This window comes from Reyranella soli (assembly GCF_007992495.1).
Taxonomy (GTDB): domain Bacteria; phylum Pseudomonadota; class Alphaproteobacteria; order Reyranellales; family Reyranellaceae; genus Reyranella; species Reyranella soli.
Genome location: NZ_BKAJ01000072.1, coordinates 27,698 through 41,878, shown reverse-complemented (window position 1 = coordinate 41,878; position 14,181 = coordinate 27,698). Strand labels below are relative to the sequence as shown.

Annotated in this window: 16 protein-coding genes; 5 read left to right on the top strand and 11 right to left on the bottom strand. The window is 66.9% G+C overall.

Annotation, left to right across the window (positions count from 1 at the left end):
* Positions 1–32 precede the first annotated feature (32 nt).
* The 3 genes from pqqA to RSO01_RS20360 all read right to left on the bottom strand — a co-directional run bounded on the left by pqqA (position 33) and on the right by RSO01_RS20360 (position 2,142).
* A complete protein-coding gene (pqqA, locus tag RSO01_RS20370) occupies positions 33–110 on the bottom strand; it encodes a pyrroloquinoline quinone precursor peptide PqqA (RefSeq protein WP_143077125.1) in 78 nt (25 codons plus the stop codon).
* 54 nt (positions 111–164) lie between these two features.
* On the bottom strand, positions 165–743 hold the full coding sequence (locus RSO01_RS20365; protein WP_147151289.1) for a c-type cytochrome: 579 nt from the start codon (positions 741–743) through the stop codon (positions 165–167).
* A gap of 136 nt (positions 744–879) precedes the next feature.
* A complete protein-coding gene (locus RSO01_RS20360; RefSeq protein ID WP_147151288.1) occupies positions 880–2,142 on the bottom strand; it encodes a PQQ-dependent sugar dehydrogenase in 1,263 nt (420 codons plus the stop codon).
* A gap of 216 nt (positions 2,143–2,358) precedes the next feature.
* Here RSO01_RS20360 and RSO01_RS20355 point away from each other — a divergent pair, with 216 nt between their 5' ends.
* Complete coding sequence (locus RSO01_RS20355; RefSeq protein WP_147151287.1) at positions 2,359–2,658, top strand: DUF6665 family protein; 300 nt, start codon at positions 2,359–2,361, stop codon at positions 2,656–2,658.
* Positions 2,659–2,662: 4 nt separating this feature from the next.
* Here RSO01_RS20355 and RSO01_RS20350 read toward each other — a convergent pair whose 3' ends face one another.
* The 4 genes from RSO01_RS20350 to RSO01_RS49505 all read right to left on the bottom strand — a co-directional run bounded on the left by RSO01_RS20350 (position 2,663) and on the right by RSO01_RS49505 (position 4,379).
* Positions 2,663–2,851: a hypothetical protein gene (locus tag RSO01_RS20350; RefSeq protein ID WP_147151286.1), complete on the bottom strand. Its 189-nt coding sequence runs from the start codon at positions 2,849–2,851 to the stop codon at positions 2,663–2,665.
* A gap of 109 nt (positions 2,852–2,960) precedes the next feature.
* Complete coding sequence (locus RSO01_RS20345) at positions 2,961–3,374, bottom strand: cupin domain-containing protein (protein ID WP_147151285.1); 414 nt, start codon at positions 3,372–3,374, stop codon at positions 2,961–2,963.
* Positions 3,375–3,403: 29 nt separating this feature from the next.
* Entirely contained in the window at positions 3,404–4,159 is a 756-nt protein-coding gene (locus tag RSO01_RS20340) for an SDR family oxidoreductase (RefSeq protein ID WP_147151284.1), read from the bottom strand.
* Positions 4,160–4,247: 88 nt separating this feature from the next.
* Positions 4,248–4,379: a hypothetical protein gene (locus RSO01_RS49505; protein ID WP_281291478.1), complete on the bottom strand. Its 132-nt coding sequence runs from the start codon at positions 4,377–4,379 to the stop codon at positions 4,248–4,250.
* Between the two features lie 212 nt (positions 4,380–4,591).
* Here RSO01_RS49505 and RSO01_RS20335 point away from each other — a divergent pair, with 212 nt between their 5' ends.
* Positions 4,592–5,893, top strand: a complete 1,302-nt coding sequence (locus RSO01_RS20335) for a tetratricopeptide repeat protein (RefSeq protein ID WP_147151283.1) — start codon at positions 4,592–4,594, stop codon at positions 5,891–5,893.
* A 7-nt stretch (positions 5,894–5,900) separates the two neighbouring features.
* Here RSO01_RS20335 and RSO01_RS20330 read toward each other — a convergent pair whose 3' ends face one another.
* Both RSO01_RS20330 and RSO01_RS20325 read right to left on the bottom strand, forming a co-directional pair.
* A complete protein-coding gene (locus RSO01_RS20330; RefSeq protein ID WP_170303214.1) occupies positions 5,901–7,445 on the bottom strand; it encodes an ABC transporter substrate-binding protein in 1,545 nt (514 codons plus the stop codon).
* A 103-nt stretch (positions 7,446–7,548) separates the two neighbouring features.
* The gene (locus RSO01_RS20325) at positions 7,549–8,772 is read right to left on the bottom strand and encodes an MFS transporter (RefSeq protein ID WP_147151281.1); all 1,224 of its coding nucleotides are present in this window, start codon (positions 8,770–8,772) and stop codon (positions 7,549–7,551) included.
* A 113-nt stretch (positions 8,773–8,885) separates the two neighbouring features.
* Here RSO01_RS20325 and RSO01_RS47405 point away from each other — a divergent pair, with 113 nt between their 5' ends.
* Positions 8,886–9,353, top strand: coding sequence for a hypothetical protein (locus RSO01_RS47405; protein ID WP_170303213.1), 468 nt, complete (start codon positions 8,886–8,888; stop codon positions 9,351–9,353).
* 35 nt (positions 9,354–9,388) lie between these two features.
* On the top strand, positions 9,389–10,924 hold the full coding sequence (locus RSO01_RS20320; protein ID WP_170303212.1) for an O-linked N-acetylglucosamine transferase, SPINDLY family protein: 1,536 nt from the start codon (positions 9,389–9,391) through the stop codon (positions 10,922–10,924).
* Positions 10,925–10,942: 18 nt separating this feature from the next.
* On the opposite strand, the gene RSO01_RS20315 is transcribed toward RSO01_RS20320, so the two are convergent.
* Together RSO01_RS20315 and RSO01_RS20310 are read right to left on the bottom strand one after the other, a co-directional pair.
* Entirely contained in the window at positions 10,943–11,908 is a 966-nt protein-coding gene (locus RSO01_RS20315; RefSeq protein WP_147151279.1) for a Bug family tripartite tricarboxylate transporter substrate binding protein, read from the bottom strand.
* Positions 11,901–12,938, bottom strand: a complete 1,038-nt coding sequence (locus RSO01_RS20310) for a threonine aldolase family protein (RefSeq protein WP_147151277.1) — start codon at positions 12,936–12,938, stop codon at positions 11,901–11,903. Before RSO01_RS20310 ends, RSO01_RS20315 begins: the two co-directional genes overlap by 8 nt.
* A 74-nt stretch (positions 12,939–13,012) precedes the next feature.
* Here RSO01_RS20310 and RSO01_RS20305 point away from each other — a divergent pair, with 74 nt between their 5' ends.
* Complete coding sequence (locus tag RSO01_RS20305) at positions 13,013–13,879, top strand: LysR family transcriptional regulator (protein ID WP_147151275.1); 867 nt, start codon at positions 13,013–13,015, stop codon at positions 13,877–13,879.
* The last annotated feature ends 302 nt before the right edge of the window (positions 13,880–14,181 follow it).

The following is a 14,181-nucleotide window of genomic DNA, read 5'->3' as shown; positions in this document are numbered from 1 at the left end:
CCGCGGACTATCGGCCGCGACGGAAGCAGCGACTACAAGTCGGCAGAAGCGTACGAGTTGATTTCCATGCCGACGGCGATCTCGACGATACGCGGTGTTTTCCAAGCCATGGCGGGTCTCCTTGGAAGTGGCTTTGGGATGATGTCGAGGATTCGAAGAATGTGTCAAGGCTTGGCCGCCAGATAGTGGGCGATAAGCGCGATGTCCTCGTCCTGCAGCGTGACTGACACCTCCATCATCGCGCCCATGCCGCGGCCGCGCCGCGCGCCGGAGCGGAAGTCCTTCAGGGCCTTGATGAGGTAATCGGGCCGCTGGCCGGCCAGTCGCCCGGTCTCGCCCTGACCGGAAAAATCGTCCTTGTGGCAGTTGGCGCAGCGCCGGGGCCCCATGATCGCGTTCGCCTTGGCGGCGTCGACCGGCTCGGCCTTGGCGAAGGGCGGCGGCGGGGCCAAGGCCGCGTAGTAGGCGCCCAGCTCGCGGATGTTCTCGTCGGTGAGCGTCTTCACGATGCCCGCCATGACGCCGGGCTGGCGCTGGCCGTCGCGCATGAAGACGAGCTGGTACTGGGTGAAGATGTCGGGCTGGCCCGCCAGCGAGGGCGAGTCCTTGCTGGTCGAGATGCCCCGGATGCCGTGACAGGCGATGCAGGTCTGGGCAATCGCCGGCGCCTTGATGGGCGGCTGCGACTGCGCGTACGCCGGCGCTGCGAACATCACGAACAAGGCGGTTACGACTGAACGCATAACAAACTCCCGTCATCCCGAGCGGAGCCGCCCTTCGGGCGGCGCAGTCGAGGGACCTCCTCTTCAACGCGAGTTGTTCAAGAGGAGATCCCTCCACGCGGCCCTTCGGGCCTTGGTCGGGATGACGCCGTTGGCGTCACTTCTGATAGCTGATGCGATAGATCGCGCCGGCTTGGTCGTCGGCGACCAGCAGGGAGCCGTCGGGCGCCTGCAGGACGTCGGCCGGACGGCCCAGGATCTTCTGGTCGTCGAGCCAGGTGCCGGCAAAGACCTGTTCCTTCGGGTTCTTGCCGTCGGGATCGACCGACAGGAAGAGCACGCGATAGCCGAGCTTCTTCGCCCGGTTCCACGAGCCGTGCTGGGCGATGAAGATGCCGTTCTTGTATTCCGGCGGGAACATGTCGCCGGTGTAGAACTTCATGCCGAGACCGGCGATGTGTGGGCCCTGCTTGTACACCGGCGGCGTGAACTCCGAGCACTTGCGATCGGCGCCGTACTTGGGATCGGCAAGGTCGCCCTGGTGGCAGTACGGATAGCCGAAATGCTCGCCGATCTTGCTCACCCGGTTGAGCTCGTCGTTCGGCAGGTCGTCGCTGACCCAGTCACGCCCGTTGTCAGTGAACCAGAGCTGGCCGGTCCTGGGATCGACTGCGCCGCCGACGCTGTTGCGCACGCCCAGCGCCACGATCTCGGCCGCGCCGGTCTTGGGATCGACGCGGCGATAGTGGCCGGTGCTGGCCGGCGGCAGGCAGATGTTACAGGGCACGCCGACGGGGATGTAGAACCAGCCCTTGCCGTCGGGCACCAGGTACTTCCAGCCGTGCGGCACGTAGGGCGGGAAGTCGTCGTAGACGACCTTGCCTTCCGGCGCCCTCTCGAGGTTGGCCTCGGGATTGTCGTAGCGATAGAGCTTGTCGATATCGACGACGTAAAGCGCGCCGTCCTGGAAGGCGACACCGGTCGGCATGCGCAAGCCGGTGATGAAGGGTTTTACGACCTTCTGTCCGTCCGGCCCGCTGACCGAATGCACCGTGCCTTTGTCGAAGGTGCCGACGAACAGCGTGCCCTTGTCGCCCCATGCCATCTGCCGCGCCTGCGGAACGCTGTCGGCCCATACCGCGATCTTGAAGCCGGGCGGCAGCTTGATGCCGGCGAGGATCTTGTCGAGCTCGGCCTTGGGTGTCGGAGTCGGCTGGCCCGGGTTGGGAGTCTGGCCTTTCTGCTCCTTGTTCTCGTCGCCGAGGAACCAGTCGGGCGGCGGCTTGAGCCAGAAGTCCTTGCCGCTCGAATCGTACTTCTTGAGTTCCTGAGCCTGCACCGCCATCGAAGCGCAGCCGAACACGGCTGCGATGACGCCTGCCAGGCATGCCTTCGCTAGAGCTGTTTCCTGCCGTCTCATTGGTGTCTCCTCACTTGTGTCGCACAGGAGACGCACGCGGACTGAACTCAACAATCGAGCGTCCACTGCCGAGCGCCGAGGCTAGGCCCGCGGATTGGCCCGTTCAAGCCGGCCGGAACGCATAACAGAGGGGCTGGCGCGCTCGCCAAGGCGCCAACTTGGCGCATCGCGCCCGACGACCAGCCCGTGCACTATCTTCGAACAGGGGGTGTCGTGATGCGCCCGAAAACTGGTTGGGACGTCCTTCAATACGAGATCCTCGAGGAGCAGGCCTCGACGATCGGCCGCCTAGGCCGCGAGCTGCGGGCTGCCCTCGATGCGCTGGAGGCCTTCGATCGGCGAGGGGGCAGCAGCGACGCGCAACGAGCAAGTCTCGTCGATGCGGCGGCCTACGCCCTCTGGAACTTCGTCGTGCAGCGCGACTGCAGCGGCTTTCGCTTCACCCAGCAGGTCCTCGACGACTACGCCGTGCCGGCCGAGGTGCGCGCGAAGATGGGGGCGGTCCGGCCTCGCTAGACCGTCAGGTCGTCCGCTGCTCCATCTCGTGCGCGGCCACCGAGGTGACCACGTCCTTGAAGCCGCTCATGCGCAGCTCGGCAGCCTTGGCGTGCGCCATGGGAAAGCCGACGCACTCATAGACCACCTGCTCGCTGTTCCTGGGATCCGTCCCGCGGATGTGGAAGATCATCGTTTCGGCATGGTCTTGCATGTCGCTATTGTATGCAGGCGCCCTCTGAGACAAAGCCCACGGGGGATAAACCGGCGAACGAACACGAATAGGCCACGGCGTCAGAAGCCCGCTGACGGCCGGAAGGCGACTACTTGTCCGGAATCACGATCGTCTTGTCGGCCGTGTCGACCACGAACACCGCAAGCAGCTTCGCCGGCGCCGTGGTGCTGGCGTTCTGGCTGACCTGGTGATGATCGCCCGGCCTTTCGGTCCAGCTCTCGCCGGCTTGATAGGTGCGCTCCGGCCCGTCGTTCACCTTGCTGCGGATCGCGCCCTCGAGCACGCGCGCATAGATGAAGGCCGACGACGGATGATGATGGGACGGCGACCCGCCACCCGGCCCGTACTCGACGAGCACCGCGCGCAGGCTCTTGCCGGGCACGTTCGGCAGCTCGTACTGGTCGACGAGGGTCACTTTGGCGTTCTTGAACCCCGCCTCGTCTGCGAGGGCGCTGCCGAACGGCAAGGTGGCGAGAAGCAGTGAACAGAAGATGCGCTTCATGGGATTCTCCTGCGATTGGCCGATGCGGATCAGGCTGCCGCCTGCGAGCGGCGGAGCCATTCGTCGAAGCCGATTCGGCCGAGGCGCGCCTCGCCCAGCGGCACGAGCGAGCGCTCCTCGACGCGGCTGCCGAAGTAACGCGCCTCGGGGTCGCGCACGACCTCGCGCGGATCGCCGATCGCCTTCAGATAACGGGCGATGATTTCGTTGAACGGCGCCCGTTCCGGACCGGCGATCTCGACGATGCCGTTGCGCGGCGCCCCGAGCGCCACCTCGGCGACGATGGCGGCAACATCGTCCGACGCGATGGGTTGGAACAGGCCGGACGAAATCCTGACCTTATCTCCCTTCGTACCTTCAGCGGCGATGCCGCGCAGGAACTCCAGGAACTGAGTCGAGCGGATGATGGTGTAGGGAATGCCGGATGCCGTGATCAGTTTCTCCTGCGCGACCTTGGCGCGGAAATAGCCGTTGTCGGGCGACCGGTCGGTGCCGACGATGGAAAGCGCGACATGGTGCTGGACGCCGGCGGTAGCCTCCGCCGCGAGCAGGTTGCGGCCGGAAGTCTCGAAGAAGGCCAGCACCGCCTTGTCCTCGAAGGACGGTGAGTTTGCGAGGTCTATCACCACGTGCGCGCCGGTCAGGGCTTCCTTGAGGCCCTCGCCGGTGATGGTGTTGACGCCGCTGTTGGGCGAAGCCGCGACGACCTCATGGCCCGCGCGGCGCAGAATGGCAACGGTCTTGGAGCCGATCAGGCCGGTGCCGCCGATGATGACGATCTTCATGAATCACCTCCTGGTGAGGCGATCAATGCACCCTTCGTCGGGCCGGCGATAGCTGGCCCTTGGGATAGGTTCCGCCCGAGGCAGTGGCCTATGGGCCAATAGCCATGAACGAGAGAACGGCCGAGCAGCTCATGAAGCCCCACAGGCTGACGAGAACCATAAGGGCCACCTGGGCCGGAACGTCGGGCGCGCTGTCAATGGCGCGGCTGATATTGTCCATCGGGCATCCCCTCCTTGCCGCCAGAACAGGTATTGAGCTTGCTGCTGCGCGGGATAGCTCGCAAGGGTTGTCGACGCCCGAATTGAAACCAAACAGTGACAACGCGAAGGGTCGAAGTTTCGCCCATTGACACCGGGCTGCCGGCAGGAACCTCGCGATTGCGATCGTCTGATGGTACCGTCGAGTGCGCGGCGCAAACGAACGAGTGTGTCATGCTGAAGGATCGCTACGACCTTGCCTTGACGACGGCATCGGCTGCCGCACGGGATGCCTACGTGGAGGCCTCGGGCCTGGCGCTCACTTTCTATCCCGGTGCGCTGGAAGCCTACGACCGGGCCATCGCCGCCGATCCCGGCTTTGCCTTGGCCCACGCCGGCAAGGCGCAAGTCCTGCTGAGGCAGGGCGACGTCCAGGGCGCACGGGCAGCGCTGGCGGCCGCCAAGGATCTCGCTGCAGGCGTGTCCGAGCGTGAGGCAAGCCACATCGCCTTCTTCGACCTTGTCTTCGCGGGCGAGATCGAGGCCGCGCTCTCGGCTTTGTATGCCCATCTGGCGGCGTGGCCGCGCGATGCCCTGGTGGTCGCCAGTGCTGCGAACCCCAATGGCTTGATTGGCGGCTCGGGCCAACTCGGGCAGAAGCAGCGGATCGCCGCCCTGATGGACAGCCTGGCGCCAGCCTATGGCGACGATTTCTGGTTCGTCTCCTATCACGCCATGTCGCTCTCCGAGGATGGGCAGCTCGCGTTGGCGCGCAAGAAGATCGAGCAGTCCGTGGCGGCCAACCCGAACAACGCGCATGGCGCGCATGGCGTCGCTCATATCTGCTACGAGAGCGGTGACCTGGAGACGGCGAGGGCCTTCCTCTCCTCGTGGCTCGCCACCTATCCGCGGGAGGGCTTTTTCCACGGTCATCTCAGCTGGCATCTCTCGCTTTTCGAGATCCAGGCCGGCAATTGGACCGAAGCGTCGCGGCTCTATCGTGATGCCATCGCCCTCGACCGGCACAGCGGCGGCCCCCAGCAGAAAGTTTCCGACGGCGCGGCATTCCTGTGGCGGGCCGAGCTCGCGGGCCATCCGCGCGACGCCGAGGCTTGGCGCGCCCTGCACGCCTTCGCACGCCAGGCGTTGCCGCGGCCGGGCAACGGGCTCGCCGATCTGCATGTCGTCCTGGCCCAGGCCGTCATGCAGGATGAGTCCTCCGCCGACGCGCGGGCCCGCCAGATCGAGGCGTTGGCGCAAGCGGGCCGCTACCCGTCAGGCTCCTATCTTCCCGCGCTGGCGCGCGGCTTCGCGGCTTTCGAAGGCGGGGATTATTCCGGCGCTATCGAGGCGCTGGCGCCGCTCGCGGGACAAAACGAACGCATCGGCGGCAGCCGGGCGCAACACGACCTGATCGACTTCACCCTGTTGAGCGCCTGCCTCCGCGCCAACCGCATGGACGACGCGCGAAAGCTGCTGGGTGTGCGCCGGCCGGGTGCTTCCGGCGTTCCCGTCCTTGGTGTTGCGGCGCTCTGAATTCCCGCTACTTGAGTTCCAGATCCTCGCAGGAGGCGAACGGGCTCATCCAGACGTCGGTGATCGTATGCTTGGCGATGCGCGGGCCGACGGCGTTCAGGGTGCGGAGGTCCATGACCGGCGCGAACATCACCCGCTCGATCGTGAGCTGCTGGATCTTGTGCAGCAGGGCTTCGCGCTTTTCGCTGTCACGCTCGGACGCCTGTTGCTGGAAAAGTTCATCGATGTCGGGATATCCGCCATAGGCGTAGGCGCCCTTGGACTGGATGAACGATTCCACGCGGCTGGCAGCATTGCCGGAGTTTCCGGCCGCGGTCATGAACAGGCCGCGTAGCTTCTTTTCCTGCCAGGCGGCGTAGAACGACGCGCGCTCCATCGGCCGCAGCCTGACCCGGATTCCCGCCGCGTTCAGGTCGTTCACCACGGCGTCGGCCACCGTCGGGAAACCGGGGATCGCGGCAAACTCGCCGGCGTCGAAGCCGTTGGGATAGCCGGCGTCGGCGAGGAGCTGCTTGGCCTTGCGCAGGTCATAAGGCGGCGCCTCGACCTGCAGCGCGAAGTCCATGACCCGCGGCACGATCACGCCCGCCGGCGGGCAGAAGCCGAGGCACGCCGCCTCGTTGATGCGCTTGCGATCGAGCGCCAGGTTCGCGGCGCGGCGCAGCCGCGGGTCGTGCCACGGCGACTTGGCGTCCCATTGCTCGGTGAACTCGATCCAGAAGATCGACGCATGTTTGGACGCCACCACCTGCAGGCGCCGATCGCGCTGGATCTCCTCGGCCTCGGGGCCGTCGATGGCGTAGGCGATGTCGGCTTCGCCGGTCTTCACCATCACGGCGCGCGTGGTCGCTTCAGGCACGCTCTTCATGATCAGCGTCTTCACGCTGGGCACGCGGCGCCAATAGCCGGGAAAGGCCTCCAGCTCGACCTCGATGCCCGGTTTGTTGCCGACGAACCTGTAAGGGCCGGCGCCGATCGGGTGCTTCCTGAAGCCTTCGTCGCCCACCTGGGTGAGGTATTTCTTCGGCACGACGAGGCCGGCGGAGGTGGCGGTCGTGCCATAGAACGTCATGAAGTCGGGCCAGGGTTCCTTGAGGTGAAAGCGCACCACCAGGGGATCGACGATCTCGACCTCGGTGACGTGGTCGTGCAGGGCCTTCGCGCCGGCGCCCTTGTAGCGGTCGAAGCTGAACTTCACGTCCTCGGTCGTCACCGGGTCGCCGTTGTGGAACTTCAGTCCCGCCCGCAGCTTGAACTCGTAAGTCTTGCCGTCCGGGCTTTCCTTCCACGACTCGGCGAGGCTCGGGCCCATCTTGTGGCCGGGATAGGGCCGCACGAGCGCATCGTGGATCGCATAGAGCATGCCGAACGGCGTGATCTGCGGCGGCGCGGTCGACGGATCGAACCAGCTCGGCGAGATCGTCACGTGCCAGGCGATGGTGACGCGACCCGCAGGCGGGGCCGCGGCGGCTGCCGTGCCGAGCGCGGCGACCGCGAGGAACGCCAGTTGGGAAAGCACGCGACGCAATCGGAGAACCCGGTACGACGTCATGTAACCCTCCAAGCGCCAATGCGGTCGGACAGACTGGAGCGGCGTTGTAAGGATGGGTTGCGGCGTTCTACGAGTCAATCTCGCGCCGCCCGCATGCGGCGGATCAGCTTCGCTCCCGCCATCCGTGTCGTGGCATGGTGAGCGCCATCGCCATGCCAGAGACATTGGCGCCGGCGGCGATCATCACCGCCGTGTCGTAGGCGCGTGTGAGGTCGAACAGGTAGCCGGCCAGCACCGGCAGGCTGACGGCGGCCAGGCACCAGGCGATGTAGGTGCGCCCGGCAACACGGCCGTAGTCGCTGGGCCGCCAGTAGATGCCGATGCCGCCCGCGGTGGCACCGGAGACGAAGCCGTAACCCAGGCCGATCATCCCCAACCCCACGACCGCGGTGACAGGCGCGGGCAGGAGCGTCATCAAGAGCCCGCCGACGAGCGCCAGCGCGTGCGCCGCGCACGCCACGTACGGCACGGCGAAGCGGTCGACCAGCCAGCCGCCGCTGATGCGCGCCAGGGCGATCGCGCCGGTGAGGCCGGTCGTGGCCGCCACTGCCAGCGTGGCCGCCCCACCATAGGTGGCCACGATCTCGCGCGCTTGGCTCAGCACCATCAGCCCCGCCGCGGCGGCCAGGAAGAACGTCGCCGAGAGTTTCAGGAAGGTCGGGCCGAGAAGCGCAGGGCCCGTCGTCGACGCTGTGGCCACGCTTGTCGCCCTCTCGCCATGCCCAGAGGCAACGAGCCGCGTCCCGCTGTGCCGGGCGAGGAGCGCCGCCGCGATCCCGCCGACCACCAGCACGGTCGCCAGCCCGCCCAGGGTGGTGCGCCAGCCGAAGGCTTCGTTGCAGGCATGAAAGGCCGGTGTCGCGATCATCGCGCCCATCGGGTAGAGGCTGACCATATAGCCGTTCACCAGCCCCTGGCGCCGCCGCACCAGCATATTCACGCCCTGCTGCAACAGGATGAAGGCCACGCCGCCGCCGGTGCCGAACACGATGCCGTAGCCCAGCAAAAGCTGCGCAAGCCCGCTCGCTGTCGCCGCCAGGGCGATGCCGCTCGCGGCCACCAGCGCGCTCGCCAGCACCAGGATCGGCGCCGGGGCGACGCGGTAGAGGAAGGCGGCGCCGACCGAGCCCACCGTGAATCCCACAGTCGCCAGACCGAAGACCAGCGACAGAGCCGAGCGCGGGATGCCAAGCTCCTGCTCGATCGGGCGCAGCAGCACGCTGAAGGCGTAGACCGATCCCAGGGGCAGGTTCATCAGCGTCGCCGCCAGCAGCGCCGCCCAGAAGCGCTCGGTTCGGGCGGGAAGGGCCGGCGTGGCGACGGACATGGCCCAAGCCTCGGATGCCGTTTCCGACCGGTCAAGGCGTTCGAGGCGTCTCTGGCTCGCACACCGGCATTCGACGTATGATGCGGAAAGAGATCGAAGCGGGGGAGGCGTTCATGGCTCAGGCGTCGATCAAGAGGATCATCGGTCCGCTCGTGGCGGCGCTGCTGCTGTTGGCCGTCGGCATGTCTCCGGCAGCGGCGCAGATAACCATCCCCTTGCCGGGAAGTGGCGGCGGCATCCAGATCGGACCGCAGCAGCAACAGCAGGATCAGCCGCGCTATCAGGACCAGAACCCGACCTATGGGGGTGGCGTGTCGATCCGCGTGCTGGGCGCCGCCTACGGCAACAATTGCGCCGGCAACGTCAGCACCAACGTCAGCGGCGATCTTGCCCGTCAGTGCCAGGGCCGCGACTATTGCGTCTACCGCGTCGACAGTCGCCAGATCGGCGATCCCCGGCCGGGCTGCCCCAAGGACTACCACGCGCGCTACATGTGCCGCGACGGCGGCAACGAGCGTCACGCCTCGGCCAGTGCCGAAGCTTCCGGTCAGTCGATCGTGCTGGACTGTCGTCGCCAGTAGTCGTTGCGAGCCCGGGCCCAGTCCGGGGTTTTTTTATGATGGACCTGGAAACGGCAGATGCGCTGCATCTGGCCGGTAACATCGACGCCGCGGCAGACGCTTATCGTCGGCTGATAGCCGCCGACCAGGGCAATGTCGCAGCCTGGCATGGTCTCGGCGCCGCACGGCTGCGAGCCGGCGCCTTCGGCGAGGCCAGCGACGCATTGCGCCGCGCGGTGCGCCTGCGGCCGGAGGAGGTCGGGGCATGGGGCCTGCTGGCCGAGGCGCTGTTCAGGCTGGGCGACGTTGAGCGGGCGATCTATGCCTATCGCCGCGCGGCCACAGCCGATTCAATGCGCAAGAAGGCGGAAGAGAACGTCGCCATCATCATTCCGGGCAGCGCTTCGGCGGGAAAGGCTGATGTGTTCTCGGCGCGATACGCCTGGGGGCGGCACCTCGCCGCTGGCGTCAGCCCGGTGGAGCGTCCGCCGCGGCCGCCGTCGGGCGGGAAGTTGCGGATCGGCTACGTTTCGGCCTTCTTCGACAAGCCGAACTGGATGAAGCCGGTCTACGGCGTGATCAATCGCCACGATCGCGATCGCTTCGAAGTGCATCTGGTCTCGCTGGGCGGCGACCCTTCGGCGTCGGCTGGCTACAGGGAACACGACCATGATGTGATCTGGCAGGTGGGCTCGTGCGACGATGAAAAGATCGCCCGTCTGCTCGCCGCGGCCGGTATCGACGTCCTTGTCGACCTCAACGCCTACAGCGCCCCGAAATGGTTGCGAATTTTCCTGCACCGGCCGGCACCGGTGCAGCTCGGTTGGTTCAACAGCTACGCGACGTCGGGTCTCGATTGCTTCGATGGCATCATCGGCGACGACGTGGTGATCCCAGCCGTAGAGGAAGGCTTCTACACGGAGCGCGTATTACGCGTCCGCGGCACTTACCTTGCGTTCGAGGTCTTTCATGCCGCGCCGGATGTTGCGCCGCCGCCCTGCAGCAGCCACCAGGGCAGACTGACTTTTGGCGCGCTTGCTTCGGCGTACAAGCTGAACGATCTTACCCTCGACATCTGGGCGCGAATACTGCGGTCCGCGCCGACCTCGCGCCTGCTGGTCCGCGCGTCCACGCTCGCTGAACCCTCCAATCGCGACCACCTGCACGCTCGCCTGGCCGCCCGCGGTGTCGCAAGCGAGCGCGTTGACCTCGAGGGTGGCGCGGCACACTTCGATTTCCTGCGGAGCTACGATCGCATCGACATTGCGCTGGATACGTTCCCCTACAACGGCGGCACCACAACGACCGAGGCGTTGTGGCAGGGTGTTCCTGTCCTGACTTACGTCGGCGACCGCTGGGTCGCTCGCACGAGCGCCTCCCTTCTTCGGGCGGCGGGCCTCGACGATTGGGTCGCCAGCCATGAAGACGATCTGGTGGCCAAGGCGAGCGCGTTGGTGCCCGACCCAGCTACCCCAGCCTCCCTCGCTGCCCTGCGCGCCGGCATGCGCGCCCGCCTTGCGGCATCCGCCGCCTGCGATACTGCCGGGCTGTGCCTGGCGCTGGAGCAGATCTATCGGCAATTCAGGAGTTGACCGCGCGGTCTGGGAGAATCAGTCGACTGTCGCGCTCGATTCTTTGACGGCAACCGACCACTTGGCGCGTTCCTTGGCCAGGAAGGCGTCGAACTGCTGCACCGTTCCGGCGCGGACATCGACGCCGCGCTCGGCGAGATTCTTGCGCATGTCGGGTGCTTCGATGGCGCGGTCGATTTCGGTATTGAGCTTGCCGACGATGGCATCAGGCGTTCCGGCAGGCACCAGCACGCCGTAGAACACGTAGTAGTCGAAACCAGGAAAGCCCGCTTCGACGAGCGTCGGCACGTTGGGCAATGACGGCAGCCGCTCGGCCGAGGTCGTCGCCAGCGCCCTGAGCTTGCCGCTCCCGATCAACGGCAGCGCCGCCGGCAGCGAGGCGAAATGCAGGTCGACCTGTCCACCCACCAGGTCGATCACCACCGGCCCTGCACCCTTGTAGGACACGTGCATCATGTCGCTGCCGACGGCGCGCTTCCACATCTCGCCGACCAGGTGGCCGACGGTGCCGTTGCCGGACGAGGCGAAGGTGAGCTGCTTTTTCTTCGAAGCGTCGACCAGCGCTTTCAGCGAATCGAACGGTGCGTTGGCCGAGACCACCAGCACCAGCGGTACCGTGCCGAGAAGCACCACTGGCGCCACGTCCTTGGCCGGGTCGAACGGCAGCTTCCTGTAGAGGTACGGATTGATCGCAAGGTTGCTCGATTCGCCCATCACGATCGTGTAGCCGTCGGGCGTGGCCTTGGCTGCGATGTCGAGGCCGAGATTGCCGCCGGCGCCCGGCCGGTTGTCGACCACCATCTGCCATTTCAGCGTCTCGCCGAGCTTGTTGGCCAGAAGCCGGGTCAGCGAATCGGTGCCGCCGCCCGGCGGGCTGGGCACGATGAAGCGGATCGGCTTGTCGGGCCAGGCTTGCGCCTGCGCTGCTACCGGCAGCTCAGCCAGGGCGAGAGCCGCGAGCAGCAGCGAGGCGATCCTATGCATGCGCGCTCCTCCTGCTGTGCATCGCCAGCACATCGGCGAGCGCTGCGATCGCGGCGTCGATCGAGGTCTCGTCGACCTGAGCGTGGGTGACGAAGCGGATCCGGCGCCCCTTGGCCAGCGCCAGCACGTGTCGTTCGCCGAGTGCACGCGTAATCGCGGGCGCGTCATCGATGAAGCAGTTCACGATGTTGGTCTGCACGTCGCCATCCATCAGCGCCGGCGAGAGGGCGGTGAGGCCCTCGGCCAGCCGCCGCGCCAACGCGTTGTCGCGGCGGTGACCGGGATAGGGGTCCTGCAGGGCGACGATGGCGGGTGCCGCGATCAGGCCGGCTTGGCGCATGCCGCCGCCCAGCATGCGCGCAGCACGCCGTGCCTTCAGCATGAACGCCGCGTCGCCCGCGAGGATGGCGCCGACCGGCCCGCCCAGGCCCTTGCACAGCGCGAACCACAGCGAATCGACATGACGGCAGAGCTCGCCGATCGGCACATCGACGAAGGCCGCCGCATTGAACAGCCGCGCGCCATCGAGATGGACGGCAATGCCGGCCCGCCGCGCCACGGCATGGATGGCAGCCATGGTCGCGGGCGTCGTCACCGTGCCGCCCGCGGCGTTGTGGGTGTTCTCGAGGCAAATGAGCCGCGTCGGCGCCTGCGCGAGGTCGCCGCCGTCGCGGATCGCTTGCTCGACGTCGGTTGACGCCAGGATGCCGCGCTTGCCCTTGACCGGCCGCGGCACGGCACCGGCCAGGACCGAGAGCCCACCGCCCTCGGAATTGTAGATGTGCGCTGTCTCCTCGACGATCACCTCGCCGCCGCGGCAACCGTGCGCGATCAATGCCGCCAGGTTGGCCATGGTGCCCGACGGCACGAACAGCGCGTCGTCCTTGCCGGTCATGGCGCAGGCGAGCCGCTCCAGTTCGGCCACGGTCGGATCGTCGCCGCGTGCTGCATCGCCCAGCCGCGCCGCGGCGATCGCGGCGCGCATCTCCGGCGTGGGCAGGGTAACGGTGTCGCTTCTGAAGTCGTGCATGGTCGACCGCGAGGCTAGCCGTCCGCTAGGATAAGAAAATCGATATGTTCTCAGATAAAAAGTGAGAATCTCTCATGAATGTCGCCGTGCTGAAAACCCTGGTGGCGATCGTCGATCGCGGCAGTTTCGCCGCTGCCGCGCACGAGGTCGGCTGCACGCCGAGCGCCGTCAGCCTGCAGGTGAAGCAGCTCGAGGCCTGGTTCGGCCAGCTCCTGTTCGACCGCTCGGCGCGCACCGCCAAGCCGACGCCCTTTGCGCTCGAAGCTGCGACGGTGGCGCGCGACGTCGCCGGCCGGCTGGACGGCTTGAGGACGCGGCCGGCTGCGCGGGTGTCGGGCCGGGTACGGCTGGGCGCCATCGCCACAGTGCAGACCGGCGACCTGCCGCAGGCTCTGCGCCTGACGCGCGATCGCCATCCCGACCTGCGGGTAGAAGTTTCCCTTGCTGACTCCGACGAGTTGATCGCTGCGGTGAAGGCGGGCCGCATCGACGCCGCCGTGCTGGTACGGCCCGCGTCCGGTGGCTCGACGCGTCTGGTCTGGCACGACCTCGCGCGCCAGCCCTTCGTGATGCTGCTGCCGCCCGGCGTGCCGCCTTCGTCGCCGCGGGAACTGCTGCGCGCCGGCTTGATCCGCTACGACACCGCGCTCACCGGCGGCCGCATCGCTGCCCAGTATGTGCGGCGCGTCTTTCCCGAGGCGCGCCTCGTCATGGAGGTGCGTTCCATTGATGCAATCGTCGCCATGGTCGGTGCCGGGCTCGGCGTCTCGATCGTGCCGCAGCCGCGCAAGGCCCTGCTGGAGGCGCACGGCGTGCGCGCGCTCGCCCTCGGTCGCGGCGGGCCGACGCGGCAGATCGCCTTGGTGCGGCGCCGTGCCGATGCGGGCAACCGCAACATCGATGCGGTGTTCCGGGCGCTGGCTGAGGCCTGGACGGCATGATCGAGCGGCGTCCCAACGCACGGGCCTTTCGGAGCCCCCGGTCGCAAAGCCGCAACGTTGATCACATCCTGAACACAGTAGGCTTTTCGTACTGCGCCTATGGTTTTCCCAAGAAGCGGGGAGAACGAACGCGGCGCTGCGAATTTTGAACCAGGCGATCTTCGTCCTGGCATTGGGACTCGTCTCGGCACTCTTGGCGACGGACTTTCTGTAAGCCTGTCCCGGTCGAACACAACGCGCGCGACGAGGACATCGTCGGCGAGGAATCGTCCCCAATGCATTATTCGACCGCCGTCTCGTTG

Coding starts and splice junctions, on each gene's coding strand:
- pqqA (WP_143077125.1), bottom strand. CDS start 110: ATGGCTTGGAAAACACCGCGTATCGTCGAGATCGCCGTCGGCATGGAA.
- RSO01_RS20365 (WP_147151289.1), bottom strand. CDS start 743: ATGCGTTCAGTCGTAACCGCCTTGTTCGTGATGTTCGCAGCGCCGGCG.
- RSO01_RS20360 (WP_147151288.1), bottom strand. CDS start 2,142: ATGAGACGGCAGGAAACAGCTCTAGCGAAGGCATGCCTGGCAGGCGTC.
- RSO01_RS20355 (WP_147151287.1), top strand. CDS start 2,359: ATGCGCCCGAAAACTGGTTGGGACGTCCTTCAATACGAGATCCTCGAG.
- RSO01_RS20350 (WP_147151286.1), bottom strand. CDS start 2,851: ATGCAAGACCATGCCGAAACGATGATCTTCCACATCCGCGGGACGGAT.
- RSO01_RS20345 (WP_147151285.1), bottom strand. CDS start 3,374: ATGAAGCGCATCTTCTGTTCACTGCTTCTCGCCACCTTGCCGTTCGGC.
- RSO01_RS20340 (WP_147151284.1), bottom strand. CDS start 4,159: ATGAAGATCGTCATCATCGGCGGCACCGGCCTGATCGGCTCCAAGACC.
- RSO01_RS49505 (WP_281291478.1), bottom strand. CDS start 4,379: ATGGACAATATCAGCCGCGCCATTGACAGCGCGCCCGACGTTCCGGCC.
- RSO01_RS20335 (WP_147151283.1), top strand. CDS start 4,592: ATGCTGAAGGATCGCTACGACCTTGCCTTGACGACGGCATCGGCTGCC.
- RSO01_RS20330 (WP_170303214.1), bottom strand. CDS start 7,445: ATGACGTCGTACCGGGTTCTCCGATTGCGTCGCGTGCTTTCCCAACTG.
- RSO01_RS20325 (WP_147151281.1), bottom strand. CDS start 8,772: ATGTCCGTCGCCACGCCGGCCCTTCCCGCCCGAACCGAGCGCTTCTGG.
- RSO01_RS47405 (WP_170303213.1), top strand. CDS start 8,886: ATGGCTCAGGCGTCGATCAAGAGGATCATCGGTCCGCTCGTGGCGGCG.
- RSO01_RS20320 (WP_170303212.1), top strand. CDS start 9,389: ATGATGGACCTGGAAACGGCAGATGCGCTGCATCTGGCCGGTAACATC.
- RSO01_RS20315 (WP_147151279.1), bottom strand. CDS start 11,908: ATGCATAGGATCGCCTCGCTGCTGCTCGCGGCTCTCGCCCTGGCTGAG.
- RSO01_RS20310 (WP_147151277.1), bottom strand. CDS start 12,938: ATGCACGACTTCAGAAGCGACACCGTTACCCTGCCCACGCCGGAGATG.
- RSO01_RS20305 (WP_147151275.1), top strand. CDS start 13,013: ATGAATGTCGCCGTGCTGAAAACCCTGGTGGCGATCGTCGATCGCGGC.